The organism is Paenibacillus sp. V4I9 (genome assembly GCF_030817295.1).
Lineage (GTDB): Bacteria > Bacillota > Bacilli > Paenibacillales > NBRC-103111 > Paenibacillus_E.
The window spans coordinates 3,505,134-3,528,097 of record NZ_JAUSZE010000001.1 but is presented as its reverse complement, the minus strand read 5'-3'; the positions used below and the strand labels follow the sequence as shown (position 1 = coordinate 3,528,097).

Annotated in this window: 28 protein-coding genes and 1 riboswitch; of the genes, 23 read left to right on the top strand and 5 right to left on the bottom strand. The window is 40.7% G+C overall.

Annotated elements, in window-relative coordinates; translation table 11 throughout:
- Positions 1 to 39 precede the first annotated feature (39 nt).
- From QFZ81_RS16450 to QFZ81_RS16410, 9 genes are all read left to right on the top strand, one after another.
- Complete coding sequence (locus tag QFZ81_RS16450; RefSeq protein ID WP_307442614.1) at positions 40 to 546, top strand: DUF402 domain-containing protein; 507 nt, start codon at positions 40 to 42, stop codon at positions 544 to 546.
- Positions 506 to 853 carry a DUF5316 domain-containing protein gene (locus QFZ81_RS16445; RefSeq protein ID WP_307603586.1) on the top strand — a complete coding sequence of 116 codons (348 nt, stop codon included), beginning with the start codon at positions 506 to 508 and terminating at the stop codon, positions 851 to 853. The genes QFZ81_RS16450 and QFZ81_RS16445 overlap by 41 nt, the downstream gene beginning before the upstream one ends.
- Before the next feature lie 205 nt (positions 854 to 1,058).
- Positions 1,059 to 1,238, top strand: coding sequence for a nuclear transport factor 2 family protein (locus tag QFZ81_RS16440; RefSeq protein WP_307603584.1), 180 nt, complete (start codon positions 1,059 to 1,061; stop codon positions 1,236 to 1,238).
- A gap of 71 nt (positions 1,239 to 1,309) precedes the next feature.
- On the top strand, positions 1,310 to 2,140 hold the full coding sequence (locus tag QFZ81_RS16435) for a sugar phosphate isomerase/epimerase family protein (RefSeq protein WP_307442617.1): 831 nt from the start codon (positions 1,310 to 1,312) through the stop codon (positions 2,138 to 2,140).
- A 173-nt stretch (positions 2,141 to 2,313) separates the two neighbouring features.
- Positions 2,314 to 2,601 carry an aldo/keto reductase gene (locus tag QFZ81_RS16430; RefSeq protein ID WP_307606932.1) on the top strand — a complete coding sequence of 96 codons (288 nt, stop codon included), beginning with the start codon at positions 2,314 to 2,316 and terminating at the stop codon, positions 2,599 to 2,601.
- Between the two features lie 104 nt (positions 2,602 to 2,705).
- Positions 2,706 to 3,548 carry a GNAT family N-acetyltransferase gene (locus QFZ81_RS16425; RefSeq protein WP_307442620.1) on the top strand — a complete coding sequence of 281 codons (843 nt, stop codon included), beginning with the start codon at positions 2,706 to 2,708 and terminating at the stop codon, positions 3,546 to 3,548.
- Positions 3,549 to 4,046: 498 nt separating this feature from the next.
- On the top strand, positions 4,047 to 4,958 hold the full coding sequence (locus tag QFZ81_RS16420) for a phosphotransferase family protein (RefSeq protein WP_307603582.1): 912 nt from the start codon (positions 4,047 to 4,049) through the stop codon (positions 4,956 to 4,958).
- A 40-nt stretch (positions 4,959 to 4,998) separates the two neighbouring features.
- A complete protein-coding gene (locus QFZ81_RS16415; protein WP_307603580.1) occupies positions 4,999 to 5,244 on the top strand; it encodes an arylamine N-acetyltransferase in 246 nt (81 codons plus the stop codon).
- Positions 5,216 to 5,785, top strand: coding sequence for an arylamine N-acetyltransferase family protein (locus tag QFZ81_RS16410; RefSeq protein ID WP_307606930.1), 570 nt, complete (start codon positions 5,216 to 5,218; stop codon positions 5,783 to 5,785). The genes QFZ81_RS16415 and QFZ81_RS16410 overlap by 29 nt, the downstream gene beginning before the upstream one ends.
- A 219-nt stretch (positions 5,786 to 6,004) precedes the next feature.
- Here QFZ81_RS16410 and QFZ81_RS16405 read toward each other — a convergent pair whose 3' ends face one another.
- The 4 genes from QFZ81_RS16405 to QFZ81_RS16390 all read right to left on the bottom strand — a co-directional run bounded on the left by QFZ81_RS16405 (position 6,005) and on the right by QFZ81_RS16390 (position 8,783).
- Positions 6,005 to 6,373 (bottom strand): (2Fe-2S) ferredoxin domain-containing protein, encoded by a 369-nt coding sequence (locus QFZ81_RS16405; protein WP_307442625.1) that lies wholly within the window; start codon positions 6,371 to 6,373, stop codon positions 6,005 to 6,007.
- Positions 6,374 to 6,390: 17 nt separating this feature from the next.
- Complete coding sequence (locus QFZ81_RS16400) at positions 6,391 to 7,515, bottom strand: hypothetical protein (RefSeq protein ID WP_307603578.1); 1,125 nt, start codon at positions 7,513 to 7,515, stop codon at positions 6,391 to 6,393.
- 63 nt (positions 7,516 to 7,578) lie between these two features.
- Positions 7,579 to 7,776 carry a CbtB-domain containing protein gene (locus tag QFZ81_RS16395; RefSeq protein WP_307442629.1) on the bottom strand — a complete coding sequence of 66 codons (198 nt, stop codon included), beginning with the start codon at positions 7,774 to 7,776 and terminating at the stop codon, positions 7,579 to 7,581.
- A 176-nt stretch (positions 7,777 to 7,952) separates the two neighbouring features.
- A riboswitch (cobalamin riboswitch) is annotated at positions 7,953 to 8,141 on the bottom strand.
- Positions 8,142 to 8,225: 84 nt separating this feature from the next.
- The gene (locus QFZ81_RS16390; RefSeq protein WP_307442631.1) at positions 8,226 to 8,783 is read right to left on the bottom strand and encodes a nitroreductase family protein; all 558 of its coding nucleotides are present in this window, start codon (positions 8,781 to 8,783) and stop codon (positions 8,226 to 8,228) included.
- Positions 8,784 to 9,117: 334 nt separating this feature from the next.
- On the opposite strand from QFZ81_RS16390, the gene QFZ81_RS16385 reads away from it, so the two are divergent.
- The 6 genes from QFZ81_RS16385 to QFZ81_RS16360 all read left to right on the top strand — a co-directional run bounded on the left by QFZ81_RS16385 (position 9,118) and on the right by QFZ81_RS16360 (position 14,630).
- Positions 9,118 to 10,317: a DHH family phosphoesterase gene (locus QFZ81_RS16385; protein WP_307603576.1), complete on the top strand. Its 1,200-nt coding sequence runs from the start codon at positions 9,118 to 9,120 to the stop codon at positions 10,315 to 10,317.
- A 95-nt stretch (positions 10,318 to 10,412) separates the two neighbouring features.
- Positions 10,413 to 10,514, top strand: coding sequence for a YjcZ family sporulation protein (locus QFZ81_RS16380; RefSeq protein ID WP_307442633.1), 102 nt, complete (start codon positions 10,413 to 10,415; stop codon positions 10,512 to 10,514).
- A 206-nt stretch (positions 10,515 to 10,720) separates the two neighbouring features.
- Positions 10,721 to 12,208, top strand: a complete 1,488-nt coding sequence (locus QFZ81_RS16375) for a spore germination protein (protein ID WP_307603574.1) — start codon at positions 10,721 to 10,723, stop codon at positions 12,206 to 12,208.
- The gene (locus QFZ81_RS16370; protein ID WP_307442635.1) at positions 12,189 to 13,280 is read left to right on the top strand and encodes a GerAB/ArcD/ProY family transporter; all 1,092 of its coding nucleotides are present in this window, start codon (positions 12,189 to 12,191) and stop codon (positions 13,278 to 13,280) included. The genes QFZ81_RS16375 and QFZ81_RS16370 overlap by 20 nt, the downstream gene beginning before the upstream one ends.
- A complete protein-coding gene (locus tag QFZ81_RS16365) occupies positions 13,277 to 14,377 on the top strand; it encodes a Ger(x)C family spore germination protein (protein ID WP_307442637.1) in 1,101 nt (366 codons plus the stop codon). Before QFZ81_RS16370 ends, QFZ81_RS16365 begins: the two co-directional genes overlap by 4 nt.
- A gap of 118 nt (positions 14,378 to 14,495) precedes the next feature.
- Positions 14,496 to 14,630, top strand: coding sequence for a hypothetical protein (locus tag QFZ81_RS16360; RefSeq protein ID WP_307442639.1), 135 nt, complete (start codon positions 14,496 to 14,498; stop codon positions 14,628 to 14,630).
- A 98-nt stretch (positions 14,631 to 14,728) separates the two neighbouring features.
- Here QFZ81_RS16360 and QFZ81_RS16355 read toward each other — a convergent pair whose 3' ends face one another.
- On the bottom strand, positions 14,729 to 15,061 hold the full coding sequence (locus tag QFZ81_RS16355; RefSeq protein ID WP_307442641.1) for a winged helix-turn-helix transcriptional regulator: 333 nt from the start codon (positions 15,059 to 15,061) through the stop codon (positions 14,729 to 14,731).
- Between the two features lie 119 nt (positions 15,062 to 15,180).
- Here QFZ81_RS16355 and QFZ81_RS16350 point away from each other — a divergent pair, with 119 nt between their 5' ends.
- The 8 genes from QFZ81_RS16350 to QFZ81_RS16315 all read left to right on the top strand — a co-directional run bounded on the left by QFZ81_RS16350 (position 15,181) and on the right by QFZ81_RS16315 (position 22,919).
- Positions 15,181 to 15,612, top strand: coding sequence for a DUF4267 domain-containing protein (locus QFZ81_RS16350; RefSeq protein ID WP_307442642.1), 432 nt, complete (start codon positions 15,181 to 15,183; stop codon positions 15,610 to 15,612).
- A 60-nt stretch (positions 15,613 to 15,672) separates the two neighbouring features.
- Positions 15,673 to 15,825, top strand: coding sequence for a hypothetical protein (locus tag QFZ81_RS16345; RefSeq protein ID WP_307442644.1), 153 nt, complete (start codon positions 15,673 to 15,675; stop codon positions 15,823 to 15,825).
- 39 nt (positions 15,826 to 15,864) lie between these two features.
- A complete protein-coding gene (locus tag QFZ81_RS16340) occupies positions 15,865 to 16,284 on the top strand; it encodes a GTP pyrophosphokinase (RefSeq protein WP_307442646.1) in 420 nt (139 codons plus the stop codon).
- A gap of 428 nt (positions 16,285 to 16,712) precedes the next feature.
- Positions 16,713 to 17,165 carry a cupin domain-containing protein gene (locus QFZ81_RS16335; protein WP_307449727.1) on the top strand — a complete coding sequence of 151 codons (453 nt, stop codon included), beginning with the start codon at positions 16,713 to 16,715 and terminating at the stop codon, positions 17,163 to 17,165.
- Between the two features lie 298 nt (positions 17,166 to 17,463).
- Positions 17,464 to 19,386 (top strand): alginate lyase family protein, encoded by a 1,923-nt coding sequence (locus tag QFZ81_RS16330; RefSeq protein ID WP_307603572.1) that lies wholly within the window; start codon positions 17,464 to 17,466, stop codon positions 19,384 to 19,386.
- A gap of 206 nt (positions 19,387 to 19,592) precedes the next feature.
- On the top strand, positions 19,593 to 20,486 hold the full coding sequence (locus tag QFZ81_RS16325) for a carbohydrate ABC transporter permease (protein ID WP_307442648.1): 894 nt from the start codon (positions 19,593 to 19,595) through the stop codon (positions 20,484 to 20,486).
- Between the two features lie 16 nt (positions 20,487 to 20,502).
- Positions 20,503 to 21,366 carry a carbohydrate ABC transporter permease gene (locus QFZ81_RS16320; RefSeq protein ID WP_373462756.1) on the top strand — a complete coding sequence of 288 codons (864 nt, stop codon included), beginning with the start codon at positions 20,503 to 20,505 and terminating at the stop codon, positions 21,364 to 21,366.
- Positions 21,367 to 21,521: 155 nt separating this feature from the next.
- Positions 21,522 to 22,919 (top strand): ABC transporter substrate-binding protein, encoded by a 1,398-nt coding sequence (locus tag QFZ81_RS16315; protein ID WP_307603570.1) that lies wholly within the window; start codon positions 21,522 to 21,524, stop codon positions 22,917 to 22,919.
- Positions 22,920 to 22,964 lie beyond the last annotated feature (45 nt).

Sequence of the window (22,964 nt, the reverse complement as noted above, 5' to 3'; positions counted from 1 at the left end):
GAAATTTCGTTTGAATATTAGAACCTTAAGGATGATACAATGGATAATCATATAACTATTCAGGCTTTAAAATATGGAGATTTACTACATTATGAATGGAACACAACTTTATTAGAGAAGACTGATTCACACGTTTTTGTCTTAGGCGAGTACGGAAGAAAATTAAATCATTACACGAAGCAAAAGGTATTTACCATAGAGGCTTGGACTATTGAATATTTCTCATTTCATTCATGGTTTACTGTTAGTGCCGATGTAGTTGGCGGAAAAATACAACAATATTATTGCAATATAAACCAACCTGCGAAGATTAATGGTAACATTGTTTCTTTTGTGGATTTAGACCTAGATTATGTACAAAGAAGCGGTGAATGGAAAGTTGTTGACGAAGATGAGTTTGAGAGCAATGCATTTAAATTTGCATATCCAGAAGCTCTAATTCAAAAAGCTAGGCAAGAGTTAATAGGCTTAAAGGAACTTATTAGAAAAAAAACGTTTCCTTTTGATGGATCACTCGAATTGTTTATTGACCGTATTCCAAGATGAATTATGGAGGGTAATGGTGAACAAAACACTTCTATGGGGTAGTATCTCCGCCACAATAATCAGTTTAATTACATGGAAAATACTTGATGTAAATAAGCTATTTACATTATTAATGTACATCGTACTAGGCACGTTAGTCTTATCCGCAATATTATCTGGGGCTTTATTAAGTGGGGATAGAATAAGAGCAAATTACCATACAGAAGATGCCAAAGACAGAAATGAGAGAAACAGATTCATAAGCAGAATGTTAATCTTTGTTTCCCCATATGCTGTATTAGCCTTCATTGTATATTTGATCAAGTGAGGAAATTCTCATTCTATTTTATAGTGTTACAACTATCTCACCTTTTGATGATATCAACTAGGGTAGAAGTCAAGAAGTGTCTAGCTGTAGAAGTATTGTTTGACATGAGTTCCATGGGAGCAGGACAGCCTGCAATTATAAGTGCTCAACAAATTGTAGATAGTTGGGAAGAAGGTTTGAATAAGCTTCAAGCCATCCATCATCAGTGGGTAACTATATTGTGGACGTGTCAGGAAATGAAGCAGATCTATTTTGCTATGGGACAGCAAGCCACTATTTACCTAATCCGACCGGCCAAAATGTGAGAATATTTGTTGGGTCATACAATTTTCATTTGACACAAATTGAAAACGTATGGAGAATTGATAAATTCAAGTTTAACTAAAAATACATAGATGGAAACAAAGATTTATAATTCATAGTAATTCAAACAGTAGAGACGAAAGGGTGGAAGATATGCCATTTTTATCATTAACGAGTTGGAGCTTACATCGGAATTTGGGACCTTTGCGGTGGACCCGCTGGGATGAGAACGCACGTACTCAAATAACGGCTACCCAAGACCAACCTGAACTCATCTCTCTGCTTGAATTACCGGCGGTTCTTGCGAAGAAAGGTTTTAGATCACTGGAAGTGTGTCATTTTCATTTTCCGGATACAAGTGAAGCCTATTTGCAAGAATTGAAACACGCATTCACGGAAGCGGGTCTCCAGTTTTACACGCTGCTAATTGAATACGGTGATATTTCCAACTCGGATGATTTGCGCAGACAATCGGACATCGCATGGATCAAAGGATGGATCAATATTGCTGCACGAGCAGGAGCTGAAAGGGTACGCGTGATAGCCGGTGATGCGGAACCTACGGATCAAGAAGCTTTGGAAAGATCAGTTGATGCACTTCTAGAACTAAGTAGTTATGCTGCTGCGCAAGGAGTACGCGTTGTTACAGAAAACTTTCATTCACTCACATCAATCGCGGATAATTGCCTTGCTTTATTGGAAGGATGCGGGGAGCTCCTTGGACTAACCTCGGATTTTGGCAATTTTAAAGGAAACGGGAAATATGGTGAACTTGTCAAAATGATTCCGCACAGTGAGTCGATCCATGCCAAAGCACAAACGAATGCGGATGGATATCCGGATGAAGCTGAGTTTAATCGCTGTATGGAAGTTGCCAAGCAAGCTGGGTATGAAGGTCCTATAACTCTTGTATATGACGGACCTGGCGATATGTGGGAAGGCATTGAGCGTATAAGGAAGCTTGCAACACCGTATTTGAATTAAATCAACATTACATGCCGCTTATAATGCGGCTTTTTTAATTTAATGACCAATTAGGAGGTTTTTCTTATATTGTATCGGACTTTAGGCAAATCTTACGCAAGCATACCCGTAATCGGACAAGGGACTTGGAAGTTTGGTGAAATTAAGCAGAATGAAACACAAGAAATTGATGCATTAAACAGGGGTTAATAAAGTTTGTTGGAGTAAGTGTAATTTTACAACAGAACTTATGCAAGAAGCCCAAAGATGTTTGGGTATTAGTCTGTAACCAGGTTGCCTATCATTTGAACGATAGACGTATTGAGAGCAGTGAGCTGCCTTATTGCCAGCAAGAAGGAATTACTATAATGGGGTATTCTCCTTTTGGTTATGCCCCACATATTTTTGGAATGGCTGGTTTTCCTGAGGTTGGCACAAGTGAACGTGATGTTTTAGATAAGATTGGAATAGGAAACATATGATTGATAATGTAGATGCATTAGGATGGGAGTTACAGAAAGAAGACCTTGATCTTATTAACGTTACATTTCCAAAGCAACTTAACTGACCAAAGGGGATGGTTTGTTTGATAAGACTTATGAAATATGATGATCTTACATTATTTAAGAAAGATGTTATTTCTTTTTTAGAACAATTTGAAGTAGAAAACAATTTAGTATTAGGTATCTTACATTCTTTATCTGAAAATGATGAAATTCCTCTTTTTATGGCTACTGTAATAAAGGACAATGACATTGGGTTGGTCTTACTTCAAACACATCCTAATCAAATTATTTTATCAAAATCAGTTTCTTTAACATCAAAGGAAATACACGTTATAGGAGAAAAGTTAATTAACACAATCCAAGATATACCTGGCTTAATAGGTGAAAAGAAATTAACTATTGAGCTAGCTATGTATATTGCGAACGTAAAAGGGATTCAATCAAGTGTCCTAATGGACCAAAAAATTTATAAATTAGAAAAAGTAAAGAAAAAAACAACTACAAATGGAAAACTTCGGAGAATTATAGAAAATGATCATCACACAATTAAAGAGTGGGTGTATCAGTTTTGTAATGAAACTAACCAACCTGTAAGTTTAGAAGAAGCAGATAAAAGAGCTGCAAGAATGATAAATAAAGGAAGTTTAGTTGCATGGGAAGTGAAAGGAGAATTGGTTTCCATGGCTTCTTCAACACGTCCAACCCAAAATAATATTACAATCAGCTATGTTTACACCCCAATTAGCGAAAGAAAAAAGGGGTATGCCTCTGACTGTGTTTCAGCTTTCACTCAGTTCTTGTTAGATCGTGGTTATAAAACAACAAGTTTATATACTGATCTCAGTAATCCTACTTCCAATAAAATTTATTTTCAAATTGGATATGAAACGATAATGGATTCAATCGTTATCCATTTTAAATAACAGAAGGTTACCGATAGCAATGAATCGATAGTCTTTCTAACTCCCATGAAAATTAAAAAGCCCTGGTTCTTAAAAAACGGCAAATTAAAGCAGACCCAGGAAAACACTTTTTTAAAAAAGGCTGAGCCTCTGCTTGAACATAATGGAGTTGGGTGGTAGTAAAGCGACTTTCTTCGAAAAACAAAGGTAAGGCTGGTGCAACCAGTCAAAAAGGATTAATCTCCCATAAGTGCTACCCATATTGGGTGCGACAGTCTGTGATGCACCGTGACGGTTGGAGTCAGACTAACGGTTGGGCTCTAATGGCACCATAGTTTATAGACCTTCTTCTCCCAGCCATAGTAGAAGTATTGACAGACTTTATCCATTTTCATCCTCTGTGGTGCAGCGCTGGTCTTGCGCTGCATGAACGGCTAACGGAAAGTAGAATGCAGTAACACGCTATTTTATTACAGTTCACCAATCTATCATGGAATTAGAACATACAAGGAGGAACCTATGGAGGATTTCAATCAAATGGCGAACCGTTTTGTGAAGGCACACTTCGGTGACCGTGCCCAAAATCTTATGCCCCTCGCTGCTGGTGATTGGTCGAAAGCCTATTCCTTCATGCTCGACGGGCATGAAATGGTTATCCGCTTCGGTTCCTATGTGGACGATTTTGAAAAGGACCGTGTGATGGGTACACTTTCCTCGGACATACTTCCGATTCCTAAGGTTCTTGAGGTTGGCGAGACGGAGAGCGGCTTCTTCGCTGTATCCAAGCGAGTTTCGGGAAAGCATCTCGATGAACTGAACGGGCCTGAGATACAACTTGTCCTGCCGCAATTGTTTGACGCACTCTATGAACTTCAGAAACTTGACCTCACAGACACAGAGGGGGTTGGCCTTTGGCGTCCAGATGGAACTGGTCTGAGTTGGGGGGATGAGCTTCTCTCTGTAGCTGAACCCAGGGATCGACTAGCGGGCTGGCGCGAGCGACTTGACGATTCGCCTCAGGAGGCACTGGTATTCGATGCTGGAGTAGAAAGGCTGCGTCAGTTCGTGACACAGCTTCCAGAGAATCGAGGAATCGTCCACAACGACCTCTTGAATCGAAACGTGCTGGTGGACGGAGGGAGGTTAACGGGGGTAATCGACTGGGGAAATGCGTTCTATGGTGATCCTCTTTACGATAACGCTTTGTTTCTTTATTGGTGGCCTTGGTTTCCGGAATGGCAAGAGATTGACTTGCAGGAAATTCTAGATAATCACTGGGACAAACATGGGGGACGGCCTACACAATCAGAAGAGCGTCTTCTCTCCTGTCTCATCCACATCAGCCTCGACCATATCGCCTACAGCGCTTTCAGGCAACGTCCTGAAGATATGAGACGCCACGCCAAGCAATTGATGACCTACATTCTCTGAGATAATTAAGCTTTGAATCAAAAACATGGAGGGAAATCTTTTGGATGAGTTGAATGGATTATTTCGTAAAAGAATTGACATTCCAGAGAATCAAAAACTTACATTTGAAACATTAGATATCATTCTTAGGAAAACAGCAACAGCCCTTCCTTTTGAAAATTTAAGTATCATTTCAAATAAAACAAGTGCTATAACAAAAGAGGATTTGATTACCAAAATGCTCGTAAAAAATGAAGGTGGTCTATGCTATCAATTGAATCCTCTGCTTTATTTTTTTCTTAATTGAAAATGGGTTTAATGCAGCGTTAGTTCGTGGAGAAGTATACAATTATGCAACGAAGGACTGGTCAAAACTTGGAAGAACTCATGTTACTATTCTAGTGCAGCATGAAGGTCATACGTACTTGGTTGATACCGGATTTGGTGGAAACCTACCACTAAAACCTGTGCCGCTAAATGGAGAAACTACCTCCTCTGTGAATGGAGAATTTCGAGCCAAAGCAATGGAAAGTGATTATGGGGACTATATTCTTGAAATGAAACTAAAATATAAAGATACAGAGTGGAAAATAGGGTGTGCTTTTGATATTAAACGACCATTAGAGAATTTATCTGAATTGAATGAAGTCCAAGGAATCATAGTCCAGCACAAAGAATCACGATTCAACAAAACCCCACTGATTACCCAACTTACAAGCGATGGAAATGTAACGTTAACCGATACTTCTTTCACACAATGGATTAATGGGAAATCGAAAAAAGAACAGATTGACAACGATAAATTCAAAGAGCTAGCAAGACAGCATTTTGGATTTCAAGAACTATGAGAAGCCGTGTTGATGCGGCTCTTTTTGATTTTCGTTCAGTAGGCGCGCTTGAGAATCATTGTGTTACCCGAAATAGTGTATGTTCCAGTACCGCTCTTAGAAGTGGACGAATGGGTACCGGATACGGTAACATCCAGGCTGGCTATGCATATCTGTAATTCCTTATTATCAAGAAATAAGCTTATGTATCCTTTTAAGGCACATAAGCTTATCAATAAGTTATAAACTTATAAAACGTTCAAATATACGTGCTTCCAAAAGTTCTGGAAGTGGGAGGAAGTAACCTGTATCAACAGAAGACTTACACCATTCATACAAAGTCTCATAATGATTCTGTGCAGTCATACCGCCAAACCAATATTGCTTTGTAGGACCTAGGATACAAACCACATTCGTTACATCGCAAGGTCCTAAACAACCCGTAAATGAGAGCTGCATTTTTTTTGATAGTTTATCATTTTTCCAATTGATTTTTAGCCATTCAACGGGGACTTCGGCAGCTCCCAAGTTCGTTTGACCGCAGCAACATCCATTAGCACAAATTAAAACTTGTCCTAAAACTTGAAATTTTGTGTTCAGATTCTGCAATTAATTCCCGTCCCTTCTTATGCAAAGGATGGTTTTCTTTTTGTACCAACTAACCCCAAAACAAAACCCAATATCAAAACAATTAGCATTAATGTCCCAGCTCTTAATTGTGCCGATAAGTTTGGTTGTACGGGGGGAACTTCAAACGCGAATACACCATCCAAAGGCGCTGTCAGAGTTGATTTTTGTCCATTGGGTGAAGCGTGAAAGTTAAGATGGAAATTAGCTGTATCTGGAAAAGCATAGTCAAAATCTAACTTTCCATCTTGAATCTGCGTCCGATTTGAAAACATAGTTATGTTATCGTCCTCGTGATAAAGCGATAGGGAAGTATCCATCCCTTGGATGTATTGACCGGTCTTTGAATCTTGAAAAGTAACATTAAAATGAGCGGGTTCTCCCTTTTGAACAGGATCCATAGGGTTTAACTTTAATTCAGCTTTAACTCCATTTTTTTCAACTACCATAATATGATTGGCCGAAGTCGCTTCGTGCGCCAATGAAGTTGAGGAAAGGGTACCAGCAACTAATAAACTTGCAATTAAGAGTAACGCTGCGGCTGACGATGAATAACGGTTTTTATATTGTGATTGTTTTTTAAATGGATTTTCCAATCGTTTAGCAAAAATTCCACTGAGCATTGCTAACAAAAAGATTGCTATGAACAAAACGATTGTTCGTACGATTTGCCCAAGAGGCACATCTACTTTAATGGGTAAGGTAATTTCAATTGGTTTTTCTATTTCATTTGATGTTGCTTTTATTTTTGCTTCGTATGAACCAGCGTCCCAAAAAATAGACTCAATCTCAAGTTTTCCGTCATACAAAATCGAATCCATTTTATAAACAAGCCCAGTTCCTTCATTATCATCACGTAAGTAACCCACATTGAACCAAGGATTTGTTGCCTTCGTTTTAACAATTTCTAATTGGACATTAGCGTTATTTAAGGGTTCCTTGGTTACAGGATTGGTAAGTTGATATGAGAATTTGGCTGGTTCATGTGCAACTGGATTTTGTGGTACTAAATAATCCCCTTTTTCTTCATAACTTTCGTAGATTGCAACTCCAAATACAAAAGTACCTAGTATAAGTACAGGTAAGATGAGCAGCATCAGAAAACGTAATAGATCGAACTTCATTATTGTCCTCCTTGAAATAATAGTCTTTGAAAAATTTAGCCACACGGGGGAGAGGTGATTACGTTAGTGACAAGGTACTATGGTGACACTGTGACGTGCAGGATGAACAGCATCATGTAACGACATAATCGGTGTGAAGAATAATCCGTACAAGGTCAATGGAATCCAAGAAAGAAGCAAAATCCACTGTAAAACAAACATTATTTTGGCGACATTTTGTCCAATTGATATAGAAGTAAGTCTTTGAATTGCGATATTCATTGTTTCACCTCCTCTGAAAGATTTTTCAAAACATATCCCCCGTATGGCTAAATTTTTCATAGAAAAATGAAAACCCCAACCTAATAGGTTGGGGTAAGAAATTACGAGAAATTCATCCTGTAGAAAATAACAGGGACCTCTTCTTACACCGAACCTTATTCCACGAAGGCTATGTATGATGGTGTTCAAACTAGGTAGGTCTCCTGGCTCACAGATTAACGCTCTCTTTCGCCTTCCCCAAAAGTATGATTGAGTGGCAGTATGAAAGAGATCTCTGTTTTACAGTGGCGGGTCCGCTCGGGATTTTCACCCGATTCCCTGTTACCCCTTGCTCTCACAAGGGCACCTAGAATGTTTATACTATATTGTTCTAACTATGATGAATTTAATCCTATATATGGGTGAAAGTCAATAGTTAATTAGTCAACCGAGGAAATATCCCCAATTTTTCATAGCCACGTAGTTTTGTTTGAAAAAGAGGTACGAGTTGTTCGAGGTGTTTCGGATTCCGGATAACCGACAAAAAGGGTTCCGATGATCTTCTTGTTTTCTGGCGAACCGATAAACCGAAATAACCGTTCATCACGAATGAGTCCAACGCCGCGCGTCCGCCATACCAATCCCAATTCAAGCTCACTTGCCATAAGCCACATCGAATGTATTGCGCATGCAACGGCATATTCGTTATCTTCGGAAGAGTCTACATCATCTGGGATGATATCCGAGGTTACAACGACGAGAAGGGGGGTGCTCTGTATCACACTCATTGATTCTTGAACTAGATTAGGTTTTGAGGGGAATCTTTCAGTTAAAAAATCGAAGGCGATTTTTTCATACTGTTGTTTTGCTTCTTCACGTATGATGTAAAAATGCCATGGCTCACGTAATCTATCATTAGGAGCCCATGTGGCAGATTCCAGTAATTTCAAGATTTTCTCCTCTTCGACTTCACGTGGATTGTATTTTCGAATTGCTTTTCTGGCTTTTAGTACCTCTAGAATACTCAATTAACGGCACACTCCATTCGTTTGTTAGTTTGCATTGATAATCATTATTATTTTTGAATTGTAATTTGCTTTCATTTTGATTGCAACAAAAAAATCGCTACGACTCTTGAATCTCAATATTTAATCTGAATATTTGATAGGAAAAAAAGTAACGGAAAACACGACAATAATAACTTTGAAGACCGCCCTTGTCGGCGGTCTTTTTAGGATCTAAGTTCTTGTCTTTTTCGCAAGATTGATCGGAGGATTGATTATAATTGTCGGGGTTATTCTCCGAATAAAGTGACTTGTTTAAGGGTACCATAATGGAAATCATTAACAGGAGGATGTGCCCTTGTATCATTTGTATACTCATAATGATCTGGATGGAGTAGGTTGCGGTATAATAGCTCGATTAGCATTTGGTGAAAAGGTAGAAATCCGTTATAACTCTGTCGGAGGCTTGAATCTACAAGTAATACGCTTTTTAGAAAAATCAAGAAAAAAGAGCTATTTGTTTATCACTGACTTATCCGTGGATGAAACGAATGAACAGGGACTTAACGAGTTTGTGAAATCGGGAGGAAAAGTTAAACTTATTGATCATCATAAAACTTCGCTTCATTTAAACAAGTATCCGTGGGGAATGGTACAGATTGCGTATGAAAATGGAAAGCTCGCATCTGCAACTTCTCTATTTTATGAGTATCTGATCCAGAATGGTTTGTTGAAGCCAATGAAGGGTTTAGATGAATTCGTGGAAATGGTCCGTCAGTATGATACATGGGAATGGGAACAGAATGAATACAACAATGCCAAGCGATTAAATGATCTCTTCTATCTAATTTCCATCGAAGAATTCGAGGAAAAAATGGTGGCTCGCATTCAGCAAGGCGAGAACTTTGCATTCGATCCCTTTGAAGAAAAAATTTTGGATATGGAAGAAGAAAAAATCGAACGCTATGTCCGCAGAAAAAAGAGAGAAATTATCCACTCCCGAATAGATGATCACCATGTAGGCATCGTTCATGCGGAATCTTATCATTCTGAACTTGGAAACGAGTTGGGCAAAGAAAATCCTCATCTGGATTACATCGCAATCATGAATATGGGCGGTAAAAAGATAAGCTTTCGAACGATTCACGAACACATCGACGTCTCGGAAATTGCGGGTATTTATGGAGGAGGAGGCCATGCTAAAGCTTCCGGTTGCTCTATGACAGAAGAAGCCTATCAGTGGTACGTAGCTAAACCATTCCCGATGGAACCCATTCGCGCGGATGCGAATAAAAATACATTTAACATGAAAAATTCAGTTTATGGATCACTTTATGAGAATAGAAATGAACAACAAGTGTTTATTTTTCCTTCGGGAGACAGATGGGAAGTCGATGTGGATGGGGTCGAATCCAACCAACATTTTTCTACTTTCGAAGAAGCAGAGCGATATGTAAAAAGGGATTATGCAGCTTGGTTAGTTCGAGACGAAACGTATGTTTCATTCCTAATGGAGCATATGGCCTCAAGAAAAGCAAAAACCCTTGAGAATGTGTAAAAAAGTGCCTCCCAGTGGCATACGTCCAAGCAAGCACTTTGTACCGCACATATGAATATACCGTAGTGAAAAATCACCGAGGGGAATGAGTAAACATGGGAGCAGTAGGTTATGGTGAGGGTTATGGACGTTCAAGTGCATTTATCTTGGTTCTTTTTATTCTTTTGGTAATCATCACATCAGCTTTTGTATGGTAATTCCTTCATCCAACACAAAAAACATCTAGAAAACAAAAACGGCCCTATCGCGAAATCTATGCGAACATGGCCGTTTTTCTCGTTGTTCCATGAAAGCAACCTTTGAATGCCTCGATAAAGGTATACGCATTTTTAAGAATCCATGAATACTCTTTTATCCAGCTGGAGAAAATAACCTTTGAACTGAGGGGCAGCGTGATGAAATATTGGGTAAAAATCCAGAAATTAAGGAAATGGAGCTCTCGTCGATACAAGAAAGAAAAAGTTATTTTCAAACACTTTTAAACAATACGGAAGATTTGGTCATACATACATTGAATTGGAATCAACGACAAGTCAATTTGATTTATTTGGTAACCTTAACAGATCAAGATACGATCCTAGACAAGCTCATCTTTCCATTAAAGCGAATCAATGAAGGCGAGTTTCTAGACGTCATCCCTCTGGGACAGCTTCAAATTACTTGCTTGATCGAACAAGCAGTGGAAGCCCTTTTGAATGGCGGCTGTGTCGTCGATTGTGAGGGTGAGACCGATTTTTACATTTTTCATGCATCCTCTTCGTTTGGACGGAGCATCACAGAACCGATCAATGAGAAGGTGTTCGGAGATTCGCATGAAGGGTTTATTGAAAGGTTAACTACGAACCTTCATCTAATCCGAAGAAAAGTGGTCAACAAGGATTTGATGATTCGTTATTTGATGGTGGGCATGGAGACGAACACACGCTTGGCGATGGTTTACATCGAGTCATTAGCAAATCCGGAAATTGTGACCGAGTTAGAAAAACGAATAACATCGATCCGTATCGATTATATTGCTTCATTAGGTTTTGTAGAGCAGCTCATTGAGGATGCCCCTTTCTCCCCATTTCCGCAAATTTTAAGTACCGAAAGAGTGGATAGGGTAGCAGCCAATTTAATGGAGGGAAGAATTGCCGTATTAGCGGAAGGTTCAGCGAAAGCGATCATTTTACCAATCAATTTCTTTGCTTTTTATCAGTCACCTGATGATTACAATGCCCGTTGGATTAACGGAAGCTTCTTCCGTTTGTTAAGGGTTTCCAGTTTCTTCATTGCCATTACCCTACCAGCTGGATACATTTCAGTTGTCTCTTTTCATTTTGAGACCATCCCGAATGAATTGGTGCTTCTCATGCAAAGTGCTGTACTGGAAATTCCGTTTCCTCCAATTATTGAAGCTCTATTGATGGAAATAACCATTGAAATGTTAAGAGAAGCAGGATTGCGATTACATACTGCAGTAGGGCAAACAATCGGTATTGTTGGTGGGCTTGTTATTGGAGATGCCATCGTGAAAGCGGGGCTGGTGTCCAATATCATGATTATTGTGGTAGCATCGACAGCCCTTGCCTCATTTGTTGTGCCATCCCATGAGTTCAGAGAGACAGTGCGTTTTCTGCGCTTTCCGATGATGCTTTTGGCTGCTACTTTCGGCTTTTTGGGAATTACGTTCGGATTTACATGTATTTTGATCCACTTGTGTAAGTTAGAGGGGTTTGGAACGCCCTATTTTTACCCCTTATCTCCATTCAAATGGAGGGATCTGAAAGACTCTCTCGTCCGGTTACCCATATGGAAAATGAACCGGCGTCCTGCGGACAGTCTTCCCCAAAAAAAGCTGCGAGAATTATTTTCTAGGGGATGGGTGAAGCATGAGCGTAGAAAAAGATAGGATCTCCAAAAAACAGTTGGCTTTTTTCACTATACAAACAGCGATAGGTGAGGGAGCGTTAACTGTTCCTTATAGTGTCTACTCTGAAGCATCGATGGATGGATGGATTTCCATGCTGCTGGCGGGATTTGCGAGCCACCTGGCCATTATCTTGATATGGATGATCTGCAGGACATATCCAAAGAAGACGATGATCGAATTTCTCCCCCAGATGGCAGGGAAATTTGCAGGTCATCTTATTAGTGTTCTTTATATTATTTATTTTATTGGAATAGCAAGCGTGGTCCTTATGAATTACTGCCGAATAATTAATGCCTGGATTTTCCCGACGACACCGAAATGGGTCATTATGACATTGATGATGGTTACCAGTTATTATCTAGCAAAAGAAAAATTGAAAATAATTGCCCGCTTTGAAACGCTGGTTTCTATCCTTCTAATCATTATTATCATTTTGATCATTTTCCCTTTTAGCAAAGGAAACCCTTTGTATATTTTCCCCATCGGTCAATCCGGGCTTAGTAATATGATGAAAGGTATGAGAGAAGCGGTTATTACGCTTGCCGGTTTTGAGCTTTTGCTCATGGTTTACCCTCAAGTCAAGGGGAAAGACGGAGAAATATTAAAAACGATGTTAATATCATACACTTTTGTCACCCTCTTTTACGTAATAATAATCCTGTCATGCTTTATGTTTTTCAGTCCTTTGGAGCTCAAAATCATTCCAGAGCCTGTTCTATACATGCTTAAGGCATTTTCTTTCAGGATTGTAGAAAGATCGGACTTACTGTTTTTATCGCTTTGGGTTGTGATCGTCATGACGTCTATTGTCAATTATGTTTTTCTAGCTTCAACAGGGATAACCCAAATATTGAAAATAGATAACAGTTCTAAGGTGACTTTGCTGGTCGTTGCAGTTTGCTTACTGCTTGCGCTGTTACCGCATAATTTTTTGTTTATCAGCAAGCTCAATAAATGGTTTTCTTATTTCGCTTTGGTCATGATCTATTTGATACCCATACCGTTATTACTAATGACCATCCTAAGGGGAAGGAGGAAAGCAATAGAATGAAAAGAATCCGGCCAATATTACTCGTCATAATTTCCATGAGTCTCTTAACCGGTTGTTGGGATCAAACGTTATTTAAAAACGTTCGTTTAATTCTAGGGATAGGTTTTGACAAAGCAGAAGGTGAAAATGTACTAGTCACCTTTGTCTTACCGGATGTTTCGGATAAGAAGAGAAATGCACCCGAAATCATATCGGTTACTGGTGAAACTGCTCGAGAAGCAAGAGGTAACTTAGGAAAAAAACTAACCTTGGTTCCGGACGGGGCCAAGAACCGGTTTCTTATGATTGGAGAGCAGTTGGCGAAGGTTGATATCTATTCAGTTCTGGATGTTTTTTACCGCGATCCGAAAAGTGCTTTAAACGCTAAAATTGGAGTTGTCGAAGGTCGCGCCGAATCACTTTTGCAAACAGGCTACATGAAAAAGCCAAATTTCATCTTGAACCTGGATAAGCAAATTGTCAGTGCAGAAGCATTCACGATCATTCCAGAAGAAAATATACAATCGATTTGTACAGTTTTATTCGATCCTGGACAAGATGTGATTTTGCCGTATTTGGCAATGGGGGAAGGAACCCCTCTTATTAAGGGAATAGCATTGTTTAACAGTAAATCCTTAACAGGGACTCTAGACACTAAGGAGTCAAAACTCTGTTTATTAATGGCTAATCGAATGGGTAAAAAGGCAAGCCTGACATTACCAATTCCTAATAAACCGAAGAAAATAGGCAGCAAAATGACATTCCGTGTATTTCATACAAAACGGAAATTAGATGTTGATATAATAAATGGCAAGGTCGTGGTCACCATCGATCTGCAGCTGAAGGTAGAAGCGGAAGAATTCTCTCCAGATCATCTAGATGAAACCGGAATGGTTTCCAAAATGAACGAGTTTTTCTCAAAAGAGCTAACACAGGAAGCTCAGAAGGTCATTCAGAAGCTGCAGATGGCCAATTGCGACGTCTTTGGAGTAGGGAGAAGGATCATAGCTTTCCATCCTGATTATTGGAAGACTATGGATTGGAACAGCACCTATCCGCTTATTACGATTCAACCCAATGTGAAGGTAGAAATATCGAGACCCGGAATTATTTTTTAGACCTTACAAATTATTGGGGTATCAATTTAATCATCTAATAAACCAGACCTTGAATTTTTGTTCATTAACTTAGGCAAACTAAGCGTTGTTCGCTCATAAAAATGTGGAGGTGTTCGTAATGCGTCAGGTAAATAAAACAATGGTCGTTGCATCAACTGCAGCCGCGGCAGCAGTCATGGGATCAGTTATTTTTGGCGTTTACAGAGCAAGAAACAGCAACATTCTTGAGCGGATAAAGAACAGATTGACCTAAGGAAAGGGGGCGGGAAACCGCCTCCTTTTTACCATGTATTTATTTACAGCGAAGTGTCATCGGAGAGATTATAGTCGTGAAAACAAGAAGAACCAGCTCTAAGACGCTGGTTCTTCTTGTTTTCGCTCATTGTGATTTTCTCCCCAAGCACACATCACTTCTGTTACAGGGATCAATGTTTTGCCATATTCACTAAGTGAATATTCTACTTTTGGAGGGACGGTGGGGTATACCGTTCTATCGATCACACCATCTTGTTCCAAATCTCGAAGATGTTGCGTAAGCATTTTTTGGGAGACATTAGGGATTAGCTTTTCCAGATCGTTGTAACGCTTGGTTGATTCCATCAAATGCCATAAAATCATTGGCTTCCATTTTCCACCTAAAACATGAATGACTGTTTCAATTGGACATTCGCGTTGATGAATCATTGGTAAATCACTCCCTTACTTTTAAGTAAGTGCCGTACTTTAAAGTGCGTTCTTAACAAAATATTATTACCGATATACAATAAAGTCAATCAAATAAAATGGAAAAAGGAGACAGACAAATGAATAAAAATTATTGGGGACCAAAGTCAGTAACATTTTGGTTAGTGGGTGTAGTTACGTTGTTGATGTTGTTTTTAGGAGTAAAAGGCTTTATCCTGCCAGAAGCAGCAATTCGAGATTTTGGTATACCACTGCATGACACTGCGGATAGATATCTTGTTCATATAAAAGCAGATCGTGATCTGTTTATTGGTATCTTCCTTCTAGCCTTGATGGTACTTCGTATGAGAAAAGCATTACTTGTTGTTATGTTTACTTCTATCTTAATGCCTATAGTAGATGCAATATTGGTATTAATGAATGCAGTAGATAAAACACCTTCTTGGATTCATATTGTTACTGCGGTATATGGACTTGTTGTAGGTTGGATGTTGTATCGAGAAGAACAACGAGCTAAAATAGTTGATAATAGGACAGTATCATTCGGGTAAGATACCCCCGGAGAACCCGTTCCGGTATTAACAGAGCATTTATAAAATAGGGAAAATAACATGTATATTTATCTATTGTTCATCCATAAGCAGCTTACGCTTCTGCAGCAGACGCAGGGCGATGATTTGCCTGACGCGTACCGAATGAGCCGCAGACGCTCCGCCTGGCTGGAAGGGATCGCGAATCTTGCCGCTAGTATTATGGTCAATTAATACGAAGAATATAGCAGAACTATTTGAGGAGTTGTGAAAATGAGTACTTTAACTAAAGCAATACTAATAGCCGCGAAAGCTCATGATGGTCAAACAGATAAAGGTGGAAATCCATACATATTACATCCTGCAAGATTAGCAACTAAAGCCAACAGCGAAGAAGAATCTATTGTAGCAATGCTACATGATGTTGTGGAAGATTCAGATACTACTCTATTTGATTTAAAGAATGCAGGTTTTAGCGCAGATATTATAGAAGCACTGGATTGCCTTACAAAAAGAGCAGATGAATCATATGAAGACTTTATCAAGAGGATCAAATTAAACCCCCTAGCGAGGAAAGTGAAGCTTCTGGATCTAGAGGATAACAGTGATATTGGTCGAATTCCTAACCCAACAGATAAAGACTATGCAAGGATTGATAAGTATAAGAAGGCAATTGCAGAACTGAAATTCTAATACAACAAAATTGAATGAGAATAACATAAATACAGCATGAGAGGATTGCAGATGTAATGAGTGATACGGTTAATCTTACTATTGGAGGCTCCTATGTTTTTGCTCCAGATAATCCAAGAAAGACGAAGAATCGTGGTAGGAAATGCACCATCCTTTCTTTCGAGTTGGATAATAACTATGAACTAGAAGTTAGGGTTATATATCATGATACGAATAGAGAAGCACTATTAAAAGTAAGTGATTTAAAGTCAATAACTGAATGAAACAAATATGCTAAGAAGTGAAACCCTGAAACGGCAGTCGGTCTAATTGATCGGCTGCTGTTTCGTCTCCTAATTGGAAAAACTGGGGTAGGAAGTTGATTTAAGTGTATAATATAATAGGAATTTTATAGAGATAGAAATAGAAAGAGAGTGAGAAATCATATGATAACAAAATCCTTATCACAATTAGTAGCAGCACTAGATTTAAAGCCTCATCCTGAAGGCGGGTGGTACAAGGAGCTATGGAAAGCTTCCTTTGAGATTCCAAAAGAGGTGCTTGATGAAGCGTACACAGGTTCCCGATACGCGGCTACTTCCATTTATTTCGTGCTTCATCCAGATGAGTTTTCAGAGTGGCATACGGTTTTATCGGATGAACTTTGGCTCTGGCATTCAGGTAGTCCACTGTTGTTAACACTTGGAGGTACAAAAGACAAGCCCGAGGAAACACAAGAGATCATTCTAGGACCAGATGTCCTTAAGGGACAGAGTCCACAAGCCTTAGTTCCGGCCAACGTTTGGCAGACGGCAAAACCGATAGGAACCGAGCCTGTTTTTGTCTCCTGTGTTGTTGCACCGGGGTTCCATTATGATGATTTTAAGTTAATCCAGAAATAACCTAACAGGAAACAATATTCAAATATCTGAATAATAACAATAGAATAGTAACCAAAAAATAGGGACAGGCTGAATCGACTTATGATTCCTCTGTCTCTTTTGCATGCATGAATTGTGTAATATGCGAGAAAAAAAGTATCATTCTCCCCTTAGGAAAGTTGAAACGCCTATCTCTTGCGATTCTTACGCTCCATTATAATGTTCATATATAGAGAAATCGGAGACTAAGAACCAGATGCGCTGAAGGATTTCGACGCACTTTTCTTAACTCTTTGAACCTAAGAGGAGGAAGACAGAAATGAATTATTATTTAACGAATCAGGAATTAGTGGATGCTGGAAAACACTATCTTCAAGAGTATCCAGAGCTTGCGGAGGCTTCCATTGAGAAAGCGGAGCAAGCCTGTAAGAATATGTTTCGCGTTCCTTATACGATGGACATGGATCATTGGGTTTACATGGGGGATCCCATAGATTGGCTATATAATCCTTCTAACGATCTCGAATTCACGTGGGTACTCAATCGGCATTGGTACATGCTGGATTTGGGCAGAGCCTATTTGATGACGCAAAAAGAGGAGTACGTCCACACATTTATTAAACACCTGCGTGGTTGGAGGCTGCAAAATCCTGTCCCGGAATTTCTTACCTACGAAAAAGCTACTTTTTTTCAACAACCGGGGCCTTGGCGCTTATTAGAGGTGGGCTTGCGTGTTCAATCATGGATATCCGCTTTTAAATACATGGAAGGGAGTCCAGTTATCTCAGATAGCTTCAGAGAAGAGTTTCTATTGGCACTAGTCGAGCATGCTAATTATTTGACTAGTTATTTGGGGAGCACGGAAATCAATCATGCCATCATGCATATGCAGGGCTTATTTATAATAAGCGTTTTTTATCATGACCATCCAAGAGCCGCATTTTGGCGGCAGTTTGCAACCGAGAGATTGGAGTTGTGCATGGTTCATCAGATTGGCCCGGATGGCGTGCAATGCGAATTAACGACGCATTATCATAATGGGAGTATTGAAATGTTTGGTGCTCCCTATTTGCTCGGGAAGGTATCCGGCTATCCGATGTCGGAATGGTATGCGAACAACCTTCGCAGAATGGGGGCATTCACACATGCGCTGATCAGACCCGATCACGGGTCTACAGCTGCAGGTGATTCCGACCTGTTAAGTTCCGGTACGGAGCGTCTTGCCTTATTGGGTGCGATCCTAGAAGATGAGCAGTTTATCTCAATGGGCGAGATTAGCGCTGAAATTCTCTGGATGTTCGGTAGTGAGATGTATGAAACGTTCAAAAAACAACAGCAATCCTTCAACCCGCCGCTTCCAACTACAGTATCCTTCCCTCAAACGGGGTTTTATGTCACAAAGGATGAACAAAACTATTTGTTCTTTGACGCCGCCTCCATGGGAGGGGCCCATGGACATGCTGATGCGTTAAATTTGGAATGGATGTGGAAGCGTAACTTGCTCTTTCTCGATCCAGGTAGGTATACCTACGAAGAAGGGGAGTGGCGCCGTTATTTCAAGAGCACTCGGGCACACAATACCGTTACAGTGGATGGACTGGATCAGACGCCTTATGTTTCCTCACAGGAATGGGGAACGCCGCTAGCGGAATGTGTGACGAACCGATGGATCACGGGGGAAGAGTATGATTTTATCGATGCCTCCCATAATGGTTACATGAGGCTTGATGCCCCAGTTCTTCATCGCCGATGGCTGCTGCTTTGGAAAAAGAGCAGTCTGATGATCATCGTGGATTGGCTGGATGCCGAAGGGGTACATGACATTGAACAGAGGTTTCAACTTCCTCCCTCTGCGAATGTTCGAATCTCTGATGAAGGCAATACAGATATACTGAAGTCAACTATTGACTATTCCTCAACCATTCAGTTACAAATGCATTGGAAGACAAGCAGCGATCCTACCTGTGATTTTGCTATTGTCAGCGAAAAAGGATGGGTATCTGAAGTATATGGAGTCAAAAAGGAAACATCCACAATTGTCGGTAAAGGAACAATGACCGGTAAAATGGGCATTGTGACCGTATGCACACCGGTTGACTTAGAGGAAGAAACGGTACCGCCACTCATAACTAGGCTGGATATTGACCATATCCGGCAAGATGTATCGATCTCAACTACAGATAAAGATGGAAGTTTGGATATTTATCTCGATTGCAATGAAATTAACTGGATTCGCAGGTAACCAATTTTTCGTATTTGATCATATTGGAAATAAGCCGCAGAGAAATCTTTTGCGGCTTATTTCCGTTAGCCGAGGATAGAGAGGTAGCTTATTTCATCAATTAAAACAGTTGAATTGTCCTACGGACACAGTTGAATTGCCGCTCCCGTACCTTATCGAGGTTGTACTATGCTTGGAATACAAAAACCAAAAGGAGCAGATGCACGATGCGAAAAAGGCTTTCTCTTTTTAATTCCTATGTATTCATTTTTCCTAGTCTATTTTTGACTTTGGCGCTTGGGATCTATCCGATTGTATGGGCGCTTAGCTATATGTTTTACGATTATCAGGGGTTCGGAGCAAAGAAATTTATTGGACTTGATAATTTTTCGAGATTATTGCGCGATCAGGAATTTTGGCACTCTGTGTATAACACGTTCATTTATGCGGGCGGAAAAATTATCATTGTCCTGCCGATTTCACTTGTACTTGCCGTCATTTTGAATCGAGGACTGAAAGGCAAAGTGTTTCTGCGCGCCGTCTACTTCATGCCGACCATTATCAGTACATCGGTGATGTCGATCGTATTTTTCACCATATTTAATTCGTATAACGGATTACTCAATCAATTTCTGATCAAATATGGTTTGATCTCCAAAGCGGTGGATTGGCTGGGACCGAATTACGCTATGATGACGGTGATTATTACGGCTATCTGGGGTGCTATCGGCAACTATATGCTGCTTTTCATCGCGGGGCTGCAAGGCATTCCCGATGATCTGTATGAGAGTGCATCAATCGATGGAGCGAATGCGGTGCAAAAATTTTGGAGCATTACGATTCCTATGCTTGGGCCCGTTCTACAAATGATTATAATGCTCGCCATCATCACAGCACTCAAAGGTTATGAGAGCATTATGGTCCTGACCGAGGGCGGTCCCTTCGGTAAAACCGATGTCATGTACCTATACGTGTACAAATTGTTTTTCCCGGTTTCGGCTTCTACGGCAACTGTGCAACAAATCGGCTACGGAAGCGCAGCGGGGTTTGTAACGGCTTTGATTGTCGGATTAATTACGATCGTCTATTTCTATATGTCCAAACGGTTGAATCGGGATTAAAAAGGGGGACTGCATGATGCATACAAATACGAAATTAGGCGTTATCAGAAGCGGTCATTTCACTGGACAAACCTTGAAATGGGTATTTTTGCTGGTTATAGCTTTCTTTACGCTATTTCCAATCGTTATGGCCATTCTGGGTTCATTTAAAACGAATGCAGAGTTAACAACGGGAGCAACCCTGTTGCCCTCTGTCTGGAAGTTCTCTAATTACGCAACGGCTTGGAAGCAGGCGAATTTTGCACGGTTTACGTGGAACAGCCTCTTTATCAGTACAATTGTGACGATCGGCACGCTGCTTATCGCCTCTATGTCCGCTTATGCTGTCGATCGCACGAGATTCCCTGGCAAACGATTGTACGTAATCCTGCAAGCTAGTACGATGTTCATTTCTATTGGTGCAGTAGTATTGAGGCCGCAGTTCGATCTGATGGTCAAACTTGGCTTGAACAAATCGCTCTGGGGGGTCATCATCATCTTGATCAGCGCGCATGCCACGGTCTACTTTATGCTGATCGGCTTTTTTAAGGCGATTCCCAAAGATCTGGACGAGGCCGCCTACATCGATGGATGCAATTTCTATACGGTTTACTGGCGGATTATTCTTCCGCTGCTGAGTCCCGCACTTGGCGTTACTGCCTTGTTTACGTTCCGCGGCGCATGGAACGAATACATCTTGCCTCTAGTGTTCACAATGACGAATCCGAAACTGCAAACGCTGACGGTGGGGCTGGCAAATTTACGCTACGGGATCGGTGCCGCTGCTGAATCACACCTCATGATGGCGGGCGCGTGTCTTTCATTCCTTCCGATCCTAGTTGTATACGTATTGGCGAATAAGTCATTTATACAGGTAACAGCGGGGAGTGTAAAAGGATAACTGAATTGCGGATACCGCAGGAAAGTGTTTTATCCCACTATTAAAAGTTGATTTGTCCTTCACGGTACCAAGTGTTAAGGAATTATGATGAAAGCAGTTACATTTTTGTTATAAATCAAGTCTTAAGGTAAACTAAATTAGGAGGGTTTTACAACATGAAGAAAAAAATGGTGTTAAGCACACTGCTTGGCGTTACGCTGGTCGCTTCATTAGCGGCTTGCGGTGGACAAACGGAACAGCCAAAGAGTACAGCTGCGGCTACTTCCGCTGCAGCAGGAGGACCAAAGACGAAGCTGACTTACTGGACGGTTGACCGTCACGATGCCGATTACATGAAGGATGTCATCAAGAAGTTCAACGAAACGAATAAGGATAACATTGAAGTTGAAATGACGGTTCTTGCCGATAACTTTAACCAATCGATCGATATCGCTTTTGCAAGCAATCAAGCGCCCGACATTTTTAGAACAAATGATTTTTCCGGGTTTGTGAAGAAGGGCTATTTACAACCGATCAACGATATGATGACGGACGAAATGAAGAAAAGGTACGATAAATTGCTTGTGGAAGAACTGAATATGGTAGATAGCAAAATTTATTCGCTGCCGCACACAGGGCAATATTGGAGATTGATTTATAACGTCGATCTCTTCCAAAAAGCCGGAATCAAAGATCCGCCGAAAACGGTAAAAGAACTGGTTGAAGATGCTAAAAAAATTACGGAAGCCGGTAAAGATATTGGCGCATACGGCTTCGCGGAAAACTTCAAAAACGCCAACTCGGCTTTCGCTCGGATCGTTAATCCAATCGGATCGTTCAGCGGAACTTCCGAGGTAGACGGATACAATTACAAAACAGGCCAATTCGACTTCTCGGTGTACAAGCCAATTGCCGAGGCGCTTCGTCAGATGAAGCAGGACGGCAGCATGCTGCCGGGCGTTGAATCTCTCGATATCGATCCGCTGCGTGCACAGTTCGCCGCTGGGAAAATCGGCATGTATTTTAACCACTCCGGCGAGCCGGGTGTGTACCAAAATCAATTCCCGACAAAAATTAACTGGAGCGCAGCATTGCCTCCTACCATCGATGGCAGCCAACAGGGAACTGTATCCGTCATTGCCGGTAACTATATTGGCATCAGCAAAAACACAACAAATAAAGACAAGGCTTGGAAATTCTTGCAATATATTTATAATTTAGATTTCCAGAAAGAATACCATGAGAAAGGGTTCGGGATCTCCATTGTGCCGGATGTCAACTCTGGTGCGAAAAAGCCGTCCATCCCGGGCATTGAAGGCTTCCTGCCAAGCAAATTTGACGCGCTATACGCCCCTACTCCACTATCCGTGACGGAGGCAAAGGTAGAAGGCAACAAGTCGGGTAACGCCATCCTTAAATATATGATGGAAGGCGGAGATGTGGACAAAGTGCTGAATGACTTGACAACCCGCTACAATGCAGGTCTTGAAAAAGCACGTGCCGCTGGCGATACGAAGATGAAACCGAATCCGAGCTTTGATCCGAATAAGCTGCAGGGCAGCCTCGCAAAATAAGGTCAAATACAGCAAGGGGCGCGCAGCCGAAAGCAGCGCGTCTCT